We start from the raw sequence: 15,473 nt of genomic DNA on the forward strand, positions 1-15,473 counted from the left end.
CGGACGGTGGCGGCGGCACTGCCCCCCGGCGCGCACGCCCCGGGTGTACCCGCCCCGACGGGCGGGGACACGGCGTGCGCGGGAGGGAGGTCACCGCCAGCGGCCGATCTCGACGTTCTCCAGCACGCCCAGCGCGTCCGGCACCAGCACGGCAGCCGAGTAGTAGGCCGTGACCAGGTACTGGATGATGGCCTGTTCGTTGATGCCCATGAACCGTACGGACAGGCTCGGCTCGATCTCGTCCGGGATGCCGCACTGGCGCAGGCCGATGACGCCCTGGTCCTGTTCGCCGAGACGCATCGCGATGATCGAGCTGGTCCGGGCCTCGGTGACCGGGATCTTGTTGCACGGATAGATCGGCACTCCGCGCCAGGTCGGGATCCGGTTGCCGCCGATGTCGATCGTCTCGGGGACGAGCCCGCGCTTGTTCAGCTCACGGCCGATGGCGGAGATCGCGCGGGGGTGGGCGAGCAGCATCTTGGTGCCGCGCCGCCTGCTGAGCAGTTCGTCCAGGTCGTCGGGTCCGGGGACGCCGTCGTGCGGCTGGATGCGCTGGTCGTACTCGCAGTTGTGGAGCAGACCGAACTCCCGGTTGTTGACCAGCTCGTGCTCCTGGCGCTCCTTCAACGCCTCGACGGTGAGCCGCAACTGCTGCTCGGTCTGGTTCATCGGCTGGTTGTACAGGTCGGCCACCCGCGTGTGGATCCGCAGCACGGTCTGGGCGATGCTCAGTTCGTACTCGCGCGGCCGGGCGTCGTAGTCGACGAAGGTGTGCGGGATGTCGGGCTCGCCCGCGTGCCCCGCGGCGAGGTCGACGGCCTTCTCCCCGTACTTGTTGGTGCGCTGGTGCGGGATCGCGCGCTGCCGCCGGACGTGCTCGCGCAGGGAGTCCGAGCGCTCCGCGACCTGCTCGAAGTCCCGGCGGGACAGGACCAGGACCGTGCTGGCGGTGTGGGCGCGCGCGGTGTACTCCCAGATGCAGTCGCCGTCGAGCAGCGCCTGGTCGCCGAAGTAGGCGCCGTCGGCGAGGACCCCGAGGACCTGGTCGTCGCCGTAGGGGCCGGTGCCGACCTTCTCGACCCGGCCGTGCGCCAGCAGGTAGACCTCGTCGGTCTGGCTGCCGAAGGACGCGATGACCTGGCCCGGCGCGAACTCGCGCTGCCGGCAGCGCGCGGCCAGCTCCGCGAGGACCTCCTCGTCCTCGTACGAGCGCAGCGGGGGCAGTTCGCCCAGTTCGGCGGGGATGACCTCGACGCGCTCTCCGGTCTTGACGAACGTGATCCGGCCGTCGCCGACCGCGTACGTCAGGCGCCGGTTGACGCGGTACGTGCCGCCCTGCACGTCCACCCAGGGCAGCGTCCGCAGCAGCCAGCGGGAGCTGATCTCCTGCATCTGCGGTGCGGACTTGGTCGTGGTGGCCAGGTTCCGCGCGGCCGCCGTACCGAGACTCTGCTGCGGCTTGTCCTGCGAGGTGCGGACCTCATCGCCTACCGACATAGAGAAATGCCCTCCCGGTCTGCACTGACGCCGTACTGCGTCGGTGCACTCGCTTCACGGTCAAGCCTTCCTCACTCAGCGTGCTCGTACCATTACACGAAAGAGCGGGAATGGATCAACGACGGAGGGGGCAGACCGGACCTTCGTGCCGAACGGTGTTCGACAATGGCCGGGTGACCGACACCGCCGCCCTGCGCCCCCGGCTTCCGTCCCCCCTCCAGGAGGTGTCCGACGACCGGTTCGCCCGGCACGGCGTACGGCTGCTGCTCAAGCGGGACGACCTGATCCACCCGGAGCTGGTCGGCAACAAGTGGCGCAAGCTCGTGCCGAACCTGCGGTCGGCGGACGGCCGGCCGATCGTCACCTTCGGCGGCGCCTACTCCAACCACCTGCGGGCCACGGCCGCCGCCGGCCGTCTGCTGGGCCTGACCACCGTCGGGGTGGTGCGCGGCGACGAGCTCGCGGACCGGCCGCTGAACCCGTCCCTGGCCCGCTGCGCGGCGGACGGGATGCGGCTGCACTTCGTCGACCGCCCGACCTACCGCCGCAAGACCGACCCGGACACGCTCGCGGCCGTCCTGCGCGCGGCCGGCGCGCCGGACGCGCACGTCGTCCCCGAGGGCGGGAGCAACGCGGCGGCCGTCCGCGGCTGCAGGGCGCTCGGCGAGGAACTGCGCGGCCACGCCGACGTCGTCGCCCTGGCCTGCGGCACGGGAGGCACCCTCGCCGGACTCGCCGCCGGCCTCGCTCCCGGGCAGCGGGCCCTGGGCATCCCGGTCCTCAGGGGCGGCTTCCTGGGCGACGGGATACGGGCGCTGCAGACGGAGGCCTTCGGCGGTCCCCGGGGCGACTGGCGGCTCGACGAGCGCTTCCACTTCGGCGGTTACGCCCGCACCACCCACGCCCTCGACGCCTTCGCCGAGGACTTCGCGCGGCGCCACGGACTGCCGGTGGAGCGCCTCTACGTCGCCAAGGCGCTGTACGGACTCGTCACCCTGGCCCAGGAGGGCGCCTTCCCGCGCGGCACCCGCCTGGCGGCGGTGGTGACGGGGGCGCCGTTCGAGGGCCGAGGGACGCCCTACCCGGCCTCCCGGTAGGCCGCCGCCTCCTCCAGGTCCAGCCGGCGCAGGAGCGTGCGGAGCATCTCGTCGTCGATGTAGCGGCCGTCGCGGAGGCGGACGAAGACCTCGCGTTCGGCGCTGATCATCTCGCGGGACAGGCGGCGGTAGGTGTCGTCGACGGTCTCCCCGGTGACCGGGTTGACCTGGCCGAGGCGCTCCCAGACGGCGTTGCGGCGGCGCTCCAGGACGGTGCGGAGACGGTCGGCGAGGGGCGCGGGCAGGGCGTTGCGCTCGTCGGAGAGGAGGGCGTCCAGGCGTTCCTCGGCGGCCCGGGAGGCCTGCGCCTGTGCGTTGGCCTCGGCGAGCGTCGCGCTCTGCGGGGAGGGTTCGGGGAACTTCAGCAGCCGGATCAGCGGGGGCAGGGTCAGGCCCTGCACGACCAGGGTGCCGATGACCGTGGTGAAGGTCAGGAAGAGGATGAGGTTGCGGTGCGGGAAGGGTTCGTCGCCGTGGTCGGCGGTGATCGGGACGGAGAAGGCGATGGCGAGCGAGACCACGCCCCGCATGCCGGCCCACGCGATGACGATCGGTCCCCGCCAGGTCGGGTTCTCCTCGCGCTCGCGGATGCGTCTCGACAGCAGCCGCGGCAGGAAGGTCGCCGGGTACACCCACAGGAAGCGGCAGGCGACCACCACGAGGAAGAGGGCGACGGCGTACCAGGCGGCGTCCAGGCCCCGGTAGGCGCCGAGGCCCTTCAGGACGACCGGCAGCTGCAGGCCGATCAGGGCGAAGACCGCCGACTCCAGGACGAAGGCGACCATCTTCCACACGGCCTCCTCCTGGAGGCGGGTGGCGAAGTCGACCTCCCACGCGCGGTGGCCGAGGTAGAGGGCGACGACGACCACGGCGATGACACCGGAGGCGTGGAACTGCTCGGCGGCCGCGTAGGCGACGAACGGGATCAGCAGGGAGAGCGTGTTCTGGAGCAGGGGCTCCTTCAGGTGGGTGCGCAGCCAGTGCAGCGGGGCCATCAGGATCAGGCCGACCGCGGTGCCGCCGAAGGCCGCGACCAGGAACTCCTCGATCCCGCCCGCCCAGGAGGCGCCCTCCCCGACCACGATCGCGACGGCCACCTTGTAGGCGGTGATCGCGGTGGCGTCGTTCAGGAGGGACTCGCCCTGGAGGATCGTCGTGATCCTGGACGGCAGTCCGAGCCGGCGGGCCACCGCCGTCGCCGCGACCGCGTCCGGCGGCGCCACGACCGCCCCCAGCACCAGTGCCGCGGCCAGCGGCAGGCCGGGGACGAGCAGGTAGGCGGCCCAGCCGACCACGACGGTCGCGAAGAGCACGTAGCCGACCGACAGCAGCGCCACCGGCCGGGCCTGGGCGCGCAGGTCGAGGTAGGAGCTGTCGGTGGCCGAGGTGTACAGCAGCGGGGGCAGCAGGAGCGGGAGCACGACGTCGGGGTCGAGGGTGTAGTCGGGGACGCCGGGGACGTACGACACGGCGAGGCCGGCGGCGACCAGGAGCAGCGGGGCGGGCACCGGTGTGCGCCGGGCCGCCGCGGCGATCGCCGCACTGCCCGCCACCAGCAACAGCAGTGGCATCACGTCCATGTCCCGCCCACCCTCTTTTTTCCGCGCGGACGTCCGCGCGCCCGTCGTAACCTGGCAATCATGAAACAGTGCACGCACGCCGACGCGCTGCCGCACCCCGATCCGGAACCGCTCAGCGAAACCTGTGTGGAGTGTCTGCGGGACGGCGACCACCCGGTGCAGTTGCGGCTGTGCCTGACGTGCGGCCACGTCGGTTGCTGCGACTCGTCGCCGGGCCGGCACGCGACAGAACACCACAAGGACTCCGGTCATCCGGTCATGCGGACCTTCGAGCCCGGCGAGGACTGGCGCTGGTGCTTCGTCGACCACGTGCTCGTGTGAGCCGGTCCGAGACGGTCGGCCCGTCCAGCGGGTACGGTTCGAGCATCTGACGCCTGGGTACGTCAACCCGGCGCGCCCTCTTCCCTTCGGTGCTCGCAGACCCCTAGACACGGAGCGTGTTCACAGCTTTACTGTGAGTGACGCCAAGGGGTCGGGGTCCCGGGACAGGAGACGTGAGAGCGCGATAGCGTCACCGCTGCACCACACACGCGTTACCCCGGGGGGCGACCCTCGGCCCCGAACAGCTTGTACCACCTTGGAGGTGAGGGTGTCCCAGAACGCAGGCGAGCCCGCGACCCAGGACTTCGTGGAAGTCCGGCTGCCGGCTGCGGGTGCCTACCTGTCGGTGCTGCGGACGGCCACGGCCGGCCTCGCGGCCCGTTTGGACTTCACCCTGGACGAGATCGAGGACCTGCGCATCGCGGTGGACGAGGCCTGCGCGATCCTGCTCCAGCAGGCCGTGCCCGGCTCGGTGCTCAGCTGCGTCTTCCGTCTGGTCGACGACTCGCTGGAGGTCACCGTCTCGGCGCCCACCACGGACGGCCACGCGCCCTCGCGGGACACCTTCGCCTGGACCGTGCTGTCCGCCCTCGCGGGCAAGGTCTCCTCCGCCGTGGACGAGGACAAAACCGTTTCGATCAGCCTTTACAAACAGCGCGGCGCGGGACCCGGGCCGGCGTGAAGAACGGGGACGGGCCGGTGCGGGACGAAGAGCGCGGCACACGGGAGCTGCCGGCCGAGGACGCCGGGAACCGGGTCTCCGCGGACGGTTTCCCGCGCACGGCGGACGGCATCGACGGCATCCCCGAGCAGGCCCGGCCGCATCCGGAGGACGACTCGGCCTCCGTGGCGGTGGGTCTCGCGGACGGTGCCGTGCAGGACTCGCCTCGGGAGAGGCGGATCGGGGGAACCCCCGGCCGGGCCGAGGCGAAGGCTCGACACAGGGCGACGGGCGGGACGATGAGCGAGCACGAGCGAGACGACGAACCGGGCGTGCCGGGCACCCGGCACGAGCCCCAGTACCGTGAGCCGCAGGACCGCAGCGGGGCACGGGCGATGTTCGTCGAGCTGCGCACGCTGAAGGAGGGCAGCCCCGAGTACGCGGAGCTGCGCAACAAGCTGGTCCGGATGCACCTGCCGCTCGTCGAGCACCTCGCGCGCCGCTTCCGCAACCGCGGCGAGCCGCTGGACGACCTCACCCAGGTCGCCACCATCGGCCTGATCAAGTCCGTCGACCGCTTCGATCCGGACCGCGGGGTGGAGTTCTCCACCTACGCGACCCCGACGGTCGTCGGCGAGATCAAGCGGCACTTCCGCGACAAGGGCTGGGCGGTGCGGGTGCCGCGCCGGCTCCAGGAGCTGCGGCTCGCGCTGACGACGGCCACCGCCGAGCTGTCGCAGCTGCACGGCCGCTCCCCCACCGTCCACGAGCTCGCCGAGAAGCTGGCGATCTCCGAGGAGGAGGTCCTGGAGGGCCTGGAGTCCGCCAACGCGTACTCGACGCTCTCCCTGGACGTCCCCGACACCGACGACGAGTCGCCGGCCGTGGCGGACACCCTGGGCGCGGAGGACGAGGCGCTGGAGGGCGTCGAGTACCGCGAGTCGCTCAAGCCGCTGCTGGAGGACCTCCCGCCCCGCGAGAAGCGGATCCTGCTGCTGCGTTTCTTCGGCAACATGACCCAGTCGCAGATCGCGCAGGAGGTCGGCATCTCGCAGATGCACGTCTCGCGCCTGCTGGCACGGACGCTGGCGCAGCTGCGGGAGAAGCTGCTCGTGGAGGAGTGAGGACCGCCTCCGGGGCGGGCCCGGACGCCGGCCGGGGCGACCCCGGGTCCCGCCCGGGGTGTGCCCGGTTCCGCTCAGGGGCGCTCCCGGATCCTGCCCGGAGGCATTCCCCGATCCTGCCCGAAGGCGCTCCCGATCCCCGTCGGGGGCTTCCGATCCGCTCGGGTCTGCTCGGGACGTCCCCCGGCCCGGGGGCGAGCCGAGCTCGTGTCCGGGTGGCGGCGGTTTCCCGGGGAGCGGCCGCTGCCGGCCCTTACTTACGCTTCCGCGCGCCGGGCCCGGTCTTCCCGGCGCCGGGTCCCGCCTTCCGGCCGTCGCGCTCCGTCGTGCGGGCGCCCCGCTCCGTCGTACCGGCGCCGGGCTCGGCGCCGCCCGGCCCGCGGATCCCGAGGGCGCGGGTCGTCTCGCCGTTGACGAGCAGGACCAGCGCCGCGACGGCGACCGCGGCGAGCGCGATGCCGGCCGGGATCGCCATGCTGTCGGCCTGCAACAGGTTGTAGGCGACGGGCAGCGCCAGGATCTGCGTGATGACGGCCGGCCCCCGGCTCCAGCCGCGACGGCCCAGCAGTCCGCGGGCGGCGAGCAGCGGGAGCAGCGCGAGCACCACCAGCGTCACCGCACCGGTGACGGCCTGCTGCCGGTCGTCGGGATCCCCGGTCACCCCGAGGACGAGCATCCACACCCCGCCGACCAGCAGCGCCAGCCCTTCCAGGGCGGTGAGGCCGGCGGCGTACGTCAGACGGCGCGGGCGAGGGCCTGCGGTTTCCGGGGCGGCGGGGGTCTGCTCACTGCTCACCCCTGAAGGGTAGCCCTCGCCCCGGCCGCGTCCCCGGGCCCCCACGGGGCGTTCGGGCCCTGGGGACCGCGCGGTCGTGGCGAGGTTCACGGCTCGATCTCCTCCCCGATCTCCGCTCGGCCTGGGATCCGGTACCCCCCAGTAGGTACGCTGCCCTCCATGCGTGCACTTCTCGTGGTCAATCCGGCGGCAACCACTACCAGTGCACGGACGCGTGACGTCCTCATCCACGCACTCGCGAGCGAGATGAAGCTCGACGCGGTCACCACCGAGTACCGCGGGCACGCGCGCGACCTCGGCCGGCAGGCGGCGCAGAGCGACGACATAGACATGGTCGTCGCCCTCGGCGGCGACGGCACGATCAACGAGGTCGTCAACGGCCTGCTGCACGCCGGGCCCGCTCCGGAGCACCTGCCCGGTCTCGCCGTGGTCCCCGGCGGCTCCACCAACGTCTTCGCCCGCGCCCTCGGCCTGCCCAACGACCCCGTGGAGGCGACCGGCGCCCTGCTGGACGCGCTGCGCGAGGGCAGGGAGCGCACGGTCGGGCTGGGCCTCACCTCGGGCACCCCGGGCACGGAGGACGAGGCGGTGCCCTCGCGCTGGTTCACCTTCAACGCCGGGCTCGGCTTCGACGCGGGCGTCGTCGGCCGGGTCGAGCAGCAGCGCGAACGCGGCAGGAAATCCACACACGCCCTCTACATACGCCAGGCGGTGCGCCAGCTCCTCGGCGAGCCGCAGCGCCGGCACGGGACGATCACCCTGGAGCGCGCGGGCGCGGAGCCCGTGACCGATTTGGTGCTGTCCATCATCTGCAACACGGCTCCGTGGACCTATCTGGGCAATCGCCCGGTGTACGCGTCACCTAAGGCCTCGTTCGATACCGGGCTGGACGTCATGGGTCTCAGCCGTCTCTCCACCGCCGCGGTTGTCCGCTATGGGACCCAGTTGCTCACTTCGTCCCCCGAGCGCGGACCCTACGGAAAGCACGCCGTCTCGCTGCACGACCTGGACCGGTTCACCTTGCATTCGAAGGTCCCCCTGCCCCTCCAGATGGACGGTGACCACCTGGGGCTGCGTACGAGCGTGACGTTCACAGGCGTACGCCGTGCACTGCGTGTGATTGTGTGAGCAGAAGAGGCCAAAGTCCTTTCACTCGAACGTTTAGGCGCGGATCCACCCCATGGAAGTACGGCTGTGACCTAGTCGACACCGAGGAATCAAAAAAAACTTTCCGGAAGGGGTTGTATCCGCCGCTGAGGTTTGCGAGTCTCTACGTGGCGATCGGGACCGCCCGCACCATCGGCATCCACTGATCACCGGAACCCCTCTTCAAACACCAGGACCACGCCAGGGAACTGGCTGGTGGCCCTTCCCTTGTTGAGGGATTCGTGAAAGCGTTCACATTCACAAGCACCTGCACGTAATACCAAGGAGAGGTAGCAGCCATGGACTGGCGTCACAACGCCGTTTGCCGCGAGGAAGACCCCGAGCTGTTCTTCCCCATCGGCAACACCGGTCCTGCGCTGCTGCAGATCGAGGAAGCCAAGGCCGTCTGCCGTCGCTGCCCCGTTGTCGAGCAGTGTCTGCAGTGGGCGCTCGAGTCCGGCCAGGACTCCGGCGTCTGGGGTGGTCTCAGCGAGGACGAGCGCCGCGCCATGAAGCGCCGCGCCGCCCGCAACCGGGCCCGTCAGGCCTCCGCCTGACAACACCCGCCCCGCATACAGCCTGAGCTTGGCGGCGCGTACAGCGAGTACGCAACTCCCGCCCCCGAGCCGCAGCGCGCAGTACCCCCGATGCGCAGCAATCGCTGGCAACGAGCATGTTGAGCCCCGGACCCCTGAACGGTCCGGGGCTTCTTGCTGTGCGCGGGCGGGCCGCCGACGGCCGGCGGCCCGCCCGCGCGGGCTACTTCTGCGCCTGCACCGGGATGTCCAGGATGACCTGCGTGCCCCGCTCCGGCGCCGGGACCATGTCGAAGGTGCCGCCCAACTCCCCTTCCACCAGCGTCCGTACGATCTGCAGGCCGAGGTTGCCGGAGGTGTGCGGGTCGAAGCCGGCGGGCAGGCCGACGCCGTCGTCCTGGACGGTGACCAGGAGGCGGGCCTCCTTCGTGGTGCCGCCCCGGACGGCGGAGACCTCGACCGTGCCGGTGTCGCCTTCGCGGAAGCCGTGCTCCAGGGCGTTCTGGAGGACCTCGGTGAGCACCATGGACAGCGGGGTGGCGACCTCGGCGTCCAGGATGCCGAAGCGCCCGGTGCGCCGGCCGGTCACCTTGCCCGGGGAGATCTCCGCGACCATCGCGAGGACCCGGTCGGCTATCTCGTCGAACTCCACGCGCTCGTCCAGGTTCTGGGACAACGTCTCATGGACGATGGCGATCGAGCCGACGCGGCGGACCGCCTCCTCCAGGGCCTCCCGGCCGCGCTCGGACTCGATGCGGCGGGCCTGGAGGCGGAGCAGGGCGGCCACGGTCTGCAGGTTGTTCTTCACCCGGTGGTGGATCTCCCGGATGGTCGCGTCCTTGGTGATCAACTCCCGCTCCCGGCGACGCAGTTCGGTGACGTCCCGGAGCAGGACGAGCGAACCGATGCGGGTGCCCTTGGGCTTGAGCGGGATGGCGCGGAACTGGATGACGCCGTCGTTGGCCTCGACCTCGAACTCACGCGGCGCCCAGCCGCTGGCCACCTTGGCGAGCGCCTCGTCCACCGGGCCGCGGGTCGGGGCCAGTTCGGCGGTGATCTGCCCGAGGTGCTGGCCGACCAGGTCGGAGGCGAGGCCCATGCGGTGGTAGGCGGACAGCCCGTTCGGGGAGGCGTACTGGACGATGCCGTCCGCGTCGAGGCGGATCAGGCCGTCGCCGACGCGGGGGGCCGCGTCCATGTCCATCTGCTGGTCGGGGAACGGGAAGGAACCGGCCGCGATCATCTGCGCGAGGTCGGAGGCGCTCTGGAGGTAGGTCAGCTCCAGCCGGCTCGGGGTGCGCACGGTGAGCAGGTTGGTGTTGCGGGCGATGACGCCGAGGACGCGGCCCTCGCGGCGCACCGGGATCGACTCGACGCGGACGGGAACCTCTTCACGCCACTCCGGGTCGCCCTCGCGCACGATCCGGCCCTCGTCGAGGGCGGCGTCCAGCAGGGGACGGCGGCCGCGCGGGACGAGGTGGCCGACCATGTCGTCCTGGTAGGAGGTGGGGCCGGTGTTGGGCCGCATCTGGGCGACGGAGACATAGCGGGTGCCGTCGCGGGTGGGGACCCACAGGACCAGGTCGGCGAAGGAGAGGTCGGAGAGCAGCTGCCACTCCGAGACCAGCAGGTGGAGCCACTCGAGGTCGGAGTCGCCGAGGGCGGTGTGCTGGCGTACGAGTTCGTTCATGGAGGGCACGTCTGCGAGCGTACCCGGGCCCGCGCACCCGTCCGAAAAACACCCGCGGGCCGCGGCGCCTGAGAGGGACCCTCAACCCTCCCGGCACCGCAGCCCGGAGCAATCTCGGCCGTGGGGTGTGCGGTCCCGGTCGGCCGAAAGGTGAGGAGCCGGGGCAGTCAGGGCAGAGAGCTCCGGACCCTCGGTCCGCCTTCCTGTACGGGGAAGACGGAAGTGCGGTGGTGCTCCTCCGCACGGCTTTACCGCGATTGTGGACTAGACCACTCGCGTGTGTCCATGCGTCGGAGGTTGTCTGTTGCCGTCGGTTCACGGTCCGGCGGGACGACGCCCGGACCGGTTCGTGGGACGTCCTGGTACCCACAACGCAGCCTAGCCTGTGCGGGTTCCCGCGCGGGACCAGATGGCCGGGGAATTTCGGGCACGCTCCGGCCCCCCGGGGGAAAGGCGGGCCGCGGGAACCGGAATTCCCGGCGGTGAGACCCGGCCGGAGCCGCCCGGCTCTGTTAGATTGGTCTAAACCACATGGATTCCGGAGTCCCTTCCCTCCCTTCCCCTCCCTTCCCCTCCCTCCCCTCTTCCCTCCTCAGAACGGCAGGCCAGCGTGGAAGTTGTCATCGTTCCGGACGCCGGGTCGGGCGGCGAGCTGATCGCCGAGGCCCTGGCCCAGCTCCTGCGGCGCAAGCCCGACGCCCTGCTCGGGGTGGCCACCGGTTCCACCCCGCTGCCCGTCTACCAGGCCCTGGCCGCCAAGGTGCGCTCCGGTGCCGTGGACACCTCCCGGGCCCGGATCGCCCAGCTCGACGAGTACGTGGGGCTGCCCGCCGAGCACCCGGAGTCCTACCGTTCGGTGCTGCGCCGGGAGGTGCTGGAGCCGCTCGGCATCGGGATGGACGCGTTCCTCGGCCCGGACGGCACGGCCGAGGACGTGCCGGCGGCGTGCGAGGCGTACGACCGGGCGCTGGCCGAGGCCGGCGGGGTGGACCTGCAGCTGCTCGGGATCGGCACCGACGGCCACATCGGGTTCAACGAACCGTGCTCCTCGCTGGCCTCGCGGACCCGGATCAAGACGCTGACCGAGCAGACCCGCATCGACAACGCGCGCTTCTTCGGCGGTGACGTCGAACAGGTCCCGCACCACGTCCTCACGCAGGGCATCGGCACCATCCTGGAGGCGCGGCACCTGGTGCTCCTCGCCACCGGCGAGGGCAAGGCGGACGCGGTCGCGGCGACCGTCGAGGGACCGGTGGCGGCGGTGTGCCCCGCCTCCGCGCTCCAGCTGCACCCGCACGCGACGGTCGTCGTCGACGAGGCCGCCGCGTCCAAGCTGAAGCTCGCGGACTACTTCCGGCACACCTACGCCGACAAGCCGCGCTGGCAGGGGATCTGAGGCCCCTGCCGGCCGTGGACGCGCGAAGGCGCCGGATCCCCGAGGGGATCCGGCGCCTTCAGCGTCGTGGGGCTACGGGGCGACGCCCGCGATGACCTCCGCGGCCGCCCGGCCGCAGACGCGGGCCGCGCCGTGGGTGGCGAGGTGGAGGGCGCCCCGGGGCGGGGCCTGCGGGACGCCCATCTCGACCACGAGCGTGTCGGGGCGGGCCGCGAGGAGGGCGTCCAGGGCCGTCGTCATCCAGGGGTGGCGGTGTTCGTCGCGGACCACGGCGACGATCCGCCGCTCCCCCGCCGCGACCAGCGCCGCGTGTGCCGCCTCCTCGCCCGCGAAGCTCCCCGTCTCGGTGCCGGGCAGGAGCCGGGCGAGGTCCGCGGCCACCCCCCACGGGGTCTCGTCGCCGACGGCGATGTTGGCGACCGGCGTGAAGGCGGCGACGTACGGGGCGTCGGTGAGCGGGGTGAAGCGGTCCGCGCCGGTGAGGCGCAGGGCGCGGCGGGCGGCGAGGAGCCCGACGTCGGCGCGCGGAGCGTCCGCCGCGGCGGACGGCGCGGCCGACGCCGACCAGCGGGCCAGTGCCCGTACCCGCCGGGCCGCGTCCGCCAGGCGTTCCTCGGGCAGCTCGCCCGCGCGGACGGCCGCGACGAGGGCGTCGCGCAGCCGGCGCACCGTCTCGTCGTCGTTGAGGCCGCCGCCCACGCAGATCGCGTCGGCGCCCGCCGCGATCGCGAGGACGCTGCCCCGCTCGATGCCGTAGGTCGCGGCGACGGCCTGCATCTCCATGCCGTCGGTGACGATCAGGCCGTCGTAGCCGAGGTCCCCGCGCAGGAGGTCGGTCAGGATCGGCCGGGACAACGTTGCCGGGTGGTGCGGGTCCAGGGCGGGGACGAGGATGTGGGCGCTCATGACCGCGCGGGTGCCGGCGGCGATCGCGGCGCGGAAGGGCGCCAGCTCGCGCTCGGTGAGCACCGCGGGGTCCGCGTCGATGCGGGGCAGGGCGAGGTGGGAGTCGACGGCCGTGTCGCCGTGGCCGGGGAAGTGCTTGGTGCAGGCGGCGACGCCCGCCGCCTGCAGGCCGGTGACGTAGGCGGCGGTGTGCCGGGCGACCAGGTCGGGACCGGCGCCGAAGGAGCGCACGCCGATCACCGGGTTCGCCGGGTTGGAGTTCACGTCCGCCGAGGGGGCCCAGTTGAAGTTCACCCCGCAGGCGGCGAGGCGGCGGCCGAGTTCGTGGGCGACCTCCCTGGTCAGCTCCACGTCGTCCACCGCGCCCAGCGCGTGGTTGCCGGGGAAGCTGGAGCCGGTCCGCACCTCCAGGCGGGTGACGTCGCCGCCCTCCTCGTCGATGGCGACGAGGACGTCGTCGCGTTCGGCGCGCAACTGTGCGGTCAGCGCGGCGAGTTGCTCGGGGGAGGCGATGTTCCGACCGAACAGGCCGACCGAGGCGAGGCCTTCGCCGAGCCGGCGCAGCAGCCAGTCGGGGGCGGTGGTGCCGGGGAAACCGGGCTGGAGGACCGTCAGGGCGTCGCGCGTCAGACCATCTTCTTCCGCGTTGGATGCAGTGGTGCCGCTGGCGAGTGTCGTCATCGGGGGCGTTATCCCTTCACGGCGCCCGCGGTCAGACCCGCGGCCATCTTGCGCTGGACGAGGAGGAACAGGACGACGATCGGTACGGCCATCATGGTGGCGCCGGCCATCATGGGGGCGTACTCGGTGCCGTGCTTGGTGGAGAAGTTGCTCAGCCAGACGGTCGCGGTCTGGTTCTTCTGGCTGAGGAGCATCAGGGCGTAGAGGTACTCGTTCCAGGCCTGGATGAAGCCGTAGACCGAGGTGGCGACCATGCCCGGGGCGAGCAGCGGGAAGACGACGCGCAGGAAGGCGCCGGTGCGGGAGCAGCCGTCGACCATCGCGGCCTCCTCCAGCTCCTTCGGGATGTTGACGATGAAGCCGCGCAGCGTCCACACCGTGAAGGGCAGGATGAAGGTCAGGTAGGTGAGGATCAGGCCGGTCAGCCGGTCGTACTGGCCCAGGTCGTTCAGGAGCAGGAAGACCGGGATGATCATGGCGACCAGCGGGACCATCTGGACGGCCAGGATGCCGACGATCACGATCTTGCGGCCGCGGAAGGCGAACCGGGAGATGGCGAGGGCGGCCAGCATGCCGACGACGATGCCGATCGCGACGACCGCGAGGGAGACGACCAGGCTGCGGCCGACCGGGCCCCAGAAGTCGGCGATGTCCAGCGCCCGGCTGAAGTTGGACAGGGTCAGCCCCGTGGGCAGCAGGCTCGGGTCCGGGTCGATGGCGTCCTTGGCCGGCTTGAACGCCGTGTTGAGCATCCAGTACACGGGGAAGCCGGCGGTGACGAAGACGAGGAGGCCGAGGAGGTTCCAGCCGGCCTTGGCCCGCCGGCGTCCGGAAGGGCTTCCCGAGGCGGTCCCGGTGCCGCTCCCCGCGGTGGTGACGGCGCTCATTCGACCTCTCCGATCTTCAGCATCTGGCGCATGTAGACGGCGACCACGCCGAGCAGGAGCAGCACGGTGATCAGGGCGATCGCCGAGCCCTGGCCGTAGTCGTTGACGACGAAGGCGCGGTCGTAGGAGTACGTCGTCAGGATCTGGAACTCGGCCTCCGGGTGGCCGTTGCGCATCACGAAGACCTGCGGGAAGACGCCCATGTCCCAGATGACCGACAGGGTCGTGAGCATCACGATGATCGGCTTGAGGATGGGCAGGGTGACGTACCGGAAGACGCCCCAGGCGCCGGCGCCGTCGAGCCGTGCCGCCTCCTCCAGCTCCTTGGGGACCTGGGTGAGGCCGGCGCTCAGGGTGATCACGACGAAGGGGACGGCTCCCCAGACGACCAGGAGCATGATCACCGCGAGGCCCTGCGGTCCGCTCGCGAACCAGTTGTGGCCGATCAGCTCGACGCCCGGCAGCCTGCTCAGGACCGCGTTGAGGATGCCGTAGTCGGCGTCGAACAGCCACTTGAAGACCGTGGTGGCGACGATGACGGGCATGCCCCAGCTGGCCACCAGGGCGATGTTGATCAGCGTCCTCACCCAGCCGGAGACCCGCTGGAGCAGCAGCGCGATCAGCATGCCGATCACCATCGTGAAGATCACGCAGCCGGCCGCGAAGACGACCGTGCGCACGACGACCGTCCAGAACTCCCCGTCGCCCAGCACCTCGGTGAAGTTGTCGAACCCGACCGACTCGGCCGGCTGGAAGCCCCACAGCTGGGACTGCCCGAACTTCTGGAAGGAGAGGGTGACCAGGCGGACCAGCGGATAGCCCATCACCGAGGCGAGGACCAGCAGACAGGGCGCGAGGAGCAGCCAGGGGACCGGGGCGCCGCCCGCGGAGCGTCCTCGGCGTGGTCCCCGCGGGGCTTTCGCTGCCGTGCCCGGGGGCGGTGACGGCCGCGCCGGCGGCACCTTGGCAGGGGTGGTCGTGTCTGCGGCACTCATCCGCGCGCTCCTCAGCGGTCCCTCGGGTCGTACGGGAGGCGGGGGCCCCCCCCGGGCCGGGGCCCCCCCGCCCGGGCCGGGGGGTGTTTTTGATTTGGGTTGAGGGGGGCGCCGGCCGAGGCGCGGGGACCACCCCCCACGAGGCGCGGGGCCAGGGCCG

The 15,473-nt window shown here is 71.9% G+C and carries 13 protein-coding genes and 1 pseudogene; 7 read left to right on the forward strand and 7 right to left on the reverse strand.

Translation table 11 applies throughout. The features are described from left to right. Window positions 1–90: 90 nt before the first annotated feature. The gene (locus ACH4F6_RS10290) at window positions 91–1,497 is read right to left on the reverse strand and encodes a family 2B encapsulin nanocompartment shell protein (RefSeq protein ID WP_397959491.1); all 1,407 of its coding nucleotides are present in this window, start codon (window positions 1,495–1,497) and stop codon (window positions 91–93) included. A gap of 173 nt (window positions 1,498–1,670) precedes the next feature. On the opposite strand from ACH4F6_RS10290, the gene ACH4F6_RS10295 reads away from it, so the two are divergent. Next, window positions 1,671–2,594, forward strand: coding sequence for a 1-aminocyclopropane-1-carboxylate deaminase/D-cysteine desulfhydrase (locus ACH4F6_RS10295; protein ID WP_397959492.1), 924 nt, complete (start codon window positions 1,671–1,673; stop codon window positions 2,592–2,594). Here the strand turns inward: ACH4F6_RS10295 and ACH4F6_RS10300 are convergent. Next, complete coding sequence (locus tag ACH4F6_RS10300; protein ID WP_397959493.1) at window positions 2,576–4,174, reverse strand: Na+/H+ antiporter; 1,599 nt, start codon at window positions 4,172–4,174, stop codon at window positions 2,576–2,578. The two genes, ACH4F6_RS10295 and ACH4F6_RS10300, sit on opposite strands and share 19 nt — an antisense overlap. A gap of 60 nt (window positions 4,175–4,234) precedes the next feature. On the opposite strand from ACH4F6_RS10300, the gene ACH4F6_RS10305 reads away from it, so the two are divergent. From ACH4F6_RS10305 to ACH4F6_RS10315, 3 genes are all read left to right on the forward strand, one after another. Continuing rightward, a complete protein-coding gene (locus ACH4F6_RS10305) occupies window positions 4,235–4,495 on the forward strand; it encodes a UBP-type zinc finger domain-containing protein (protein ID WP_397959494.1) in 261 nt (86 codons plus the stop codon). Window positions 4,496–4,763: 268 nt separating this feature from the next. Continuing rightward, on the forward strand, window positions 4,764–5,177 hold the full coding sequence (locus ACH4F6_RS10310) for an anti-sigma regulatory factor (protein WP_381164772.1): 414 nt from the start codon (window positions 4,764–4,766) through the stop codon (window positions 5,175–5,177). A gap of 17 nt (window positions 5,178–5,194) precedes the next feature. Further along, entirely contained in the window at window positions 5,195–6,280 is a 1,086-nt protein-coding gene (locus ACH4F6_RS10315) for an RNA polymerase sigma factor SigF (protein ID WP_397959496.1), read from the forward strand. A 364-nt stretch (window positions 6,281–6,644) separates the two neighbouring features. Here the strand turns inward: ACH4F6_RS10315 and ACH4F6_RS10320 are convergent. Then, window positions 6,645–7,076: pseudogene (locus ACH4F6_RS10320) on the reverse strand (hypothetical protein); the annotation flags it as partial. 159 nt (window positions 7,077–7,235) lie between these two features. Here ACH4F6_RS10320 and ACH4F6_RS10325 point away from each other — a divergent pair. Both ACH4F6_RS10325 and ACH4F6_RS10330 read left to right on the forward strand, forming a co-directional pair. Beyond that, window positions 7,236–8,204 carry a diacylglycerol/lipid kinase family protein gene (locus ACH4F6_RS10325; RefSeq protein WP_397959497.1) on the forward strand — a complete coding sequence of 323 codons (969 nt, stop codon included), beginning with the start codon at window positions 7,236–7,238 and terminating at the stop codon, window positions 8,202–8,204. Between the two features lie 317 nt (window positions 8,205–8,521). Further along, window positions 8,522–8,779, forward strand: a complete 258-nt coding sequence (locus tag ACH4F6_RS10330) for a WhiB family transcriptional regulator (RefSeq protein WP_040248489.1) — start codon at window positions 8,522–8,524, stop codon at window positions 8,777–8,779. Window positions 8,780–8,981: 202 nt separating this feature from the next. On the opposite strand, the gene ACH4F6_RS10335 is transcribed toward ACH4F6_RS10330, so the two are convergent. After that, entirely contained in the window at window positions 8,982–10,457 is a 1,476-nt protein-coding gene (locus tag ACH4F6_RS10335) for a sensor histidine kinase (RefSeq protein WP_397959499.1), read from the reverse strand. Window positions 10,458–11,058: 601 nt separating this feature from the next. Between ACH4F6_RS10335 and nagB the strand changes: the two genes are divergently transcribed. Next, window positions 11,059–11,844, forward strand: a complete 786-nt coding sequence (gene nagB, locus ACH4F6_RS10340; RefSeq protein WP_397959500.1) for a glucosamine-6-phosphate deaminase — start codon at window positions 11,059–11,061, stop codon at window positions 11,842–11,844. 72 nt (window positions 11,845–11,916) lie between these two features. On the opposite strand, the gene ACH4F6_RS10345 is transcribed toward nagB, so the two are convergent. From ACH4F6_RS10345 to ACH4F6_RS10355, 3 genes are read right to left on the reverse strand one after another with little or no spacing between them, the layout of a single operon-like run. Then, window positions 11,917–13,431 carry a glycoside hydrolase family 3 protein gene (locus ACH4F6_RS10345; RefSeq protein ID WP_397959501.1) on the reverse strand — a complete coding sequence of 505 codons (1,515 nt, stop codon included), beginning with the start codon at window positions 13,429–13,431 and terminating at the stop codon, window positions 11,917–11,919. Between the two features lie 8 nt (window positions 13,432–13,439). Further along, window positions 13,440–14,318, reverse strand: a complete 879-nt coding sequence (locus tag ACH4F6_RS10350; RefSeq protein WP_397959503.1) for a carbohydrate ABC transporter permease — start codon at window positions 14,316–14,318, stop codon at window positions 13,440–13,442. Further along, the gene (locus ACH4F6_RS10355) at window positions 14,315–15,313 is read right to left on the reverse strand and encodes a carbohydrate ABC transporter permease (RefSeq protein ID WP_397959504.1); all 999 of its coding nucleotides are present in this window, start codon (window positions 15,311–15,313) and stop codon (window positions 14,315–14,317) included. The genes ACH4F6_RS10350 and ACH4F6_RS10355 overlap by 4 nt, the downstream gene beginning before the upstream one ends. Window positions 15,314–15,473: the final 160 nt, after the last annotated feature.

The organism is Streptomyces sp. NPDC017936, assembly GCF_044328485.1.
Taxonomy (GTDB): domain Bacteria; phylum Actinomycetota; class Actinomycetes; order Streptomycetales; family Streptomycetaceae; genus Streptomyces.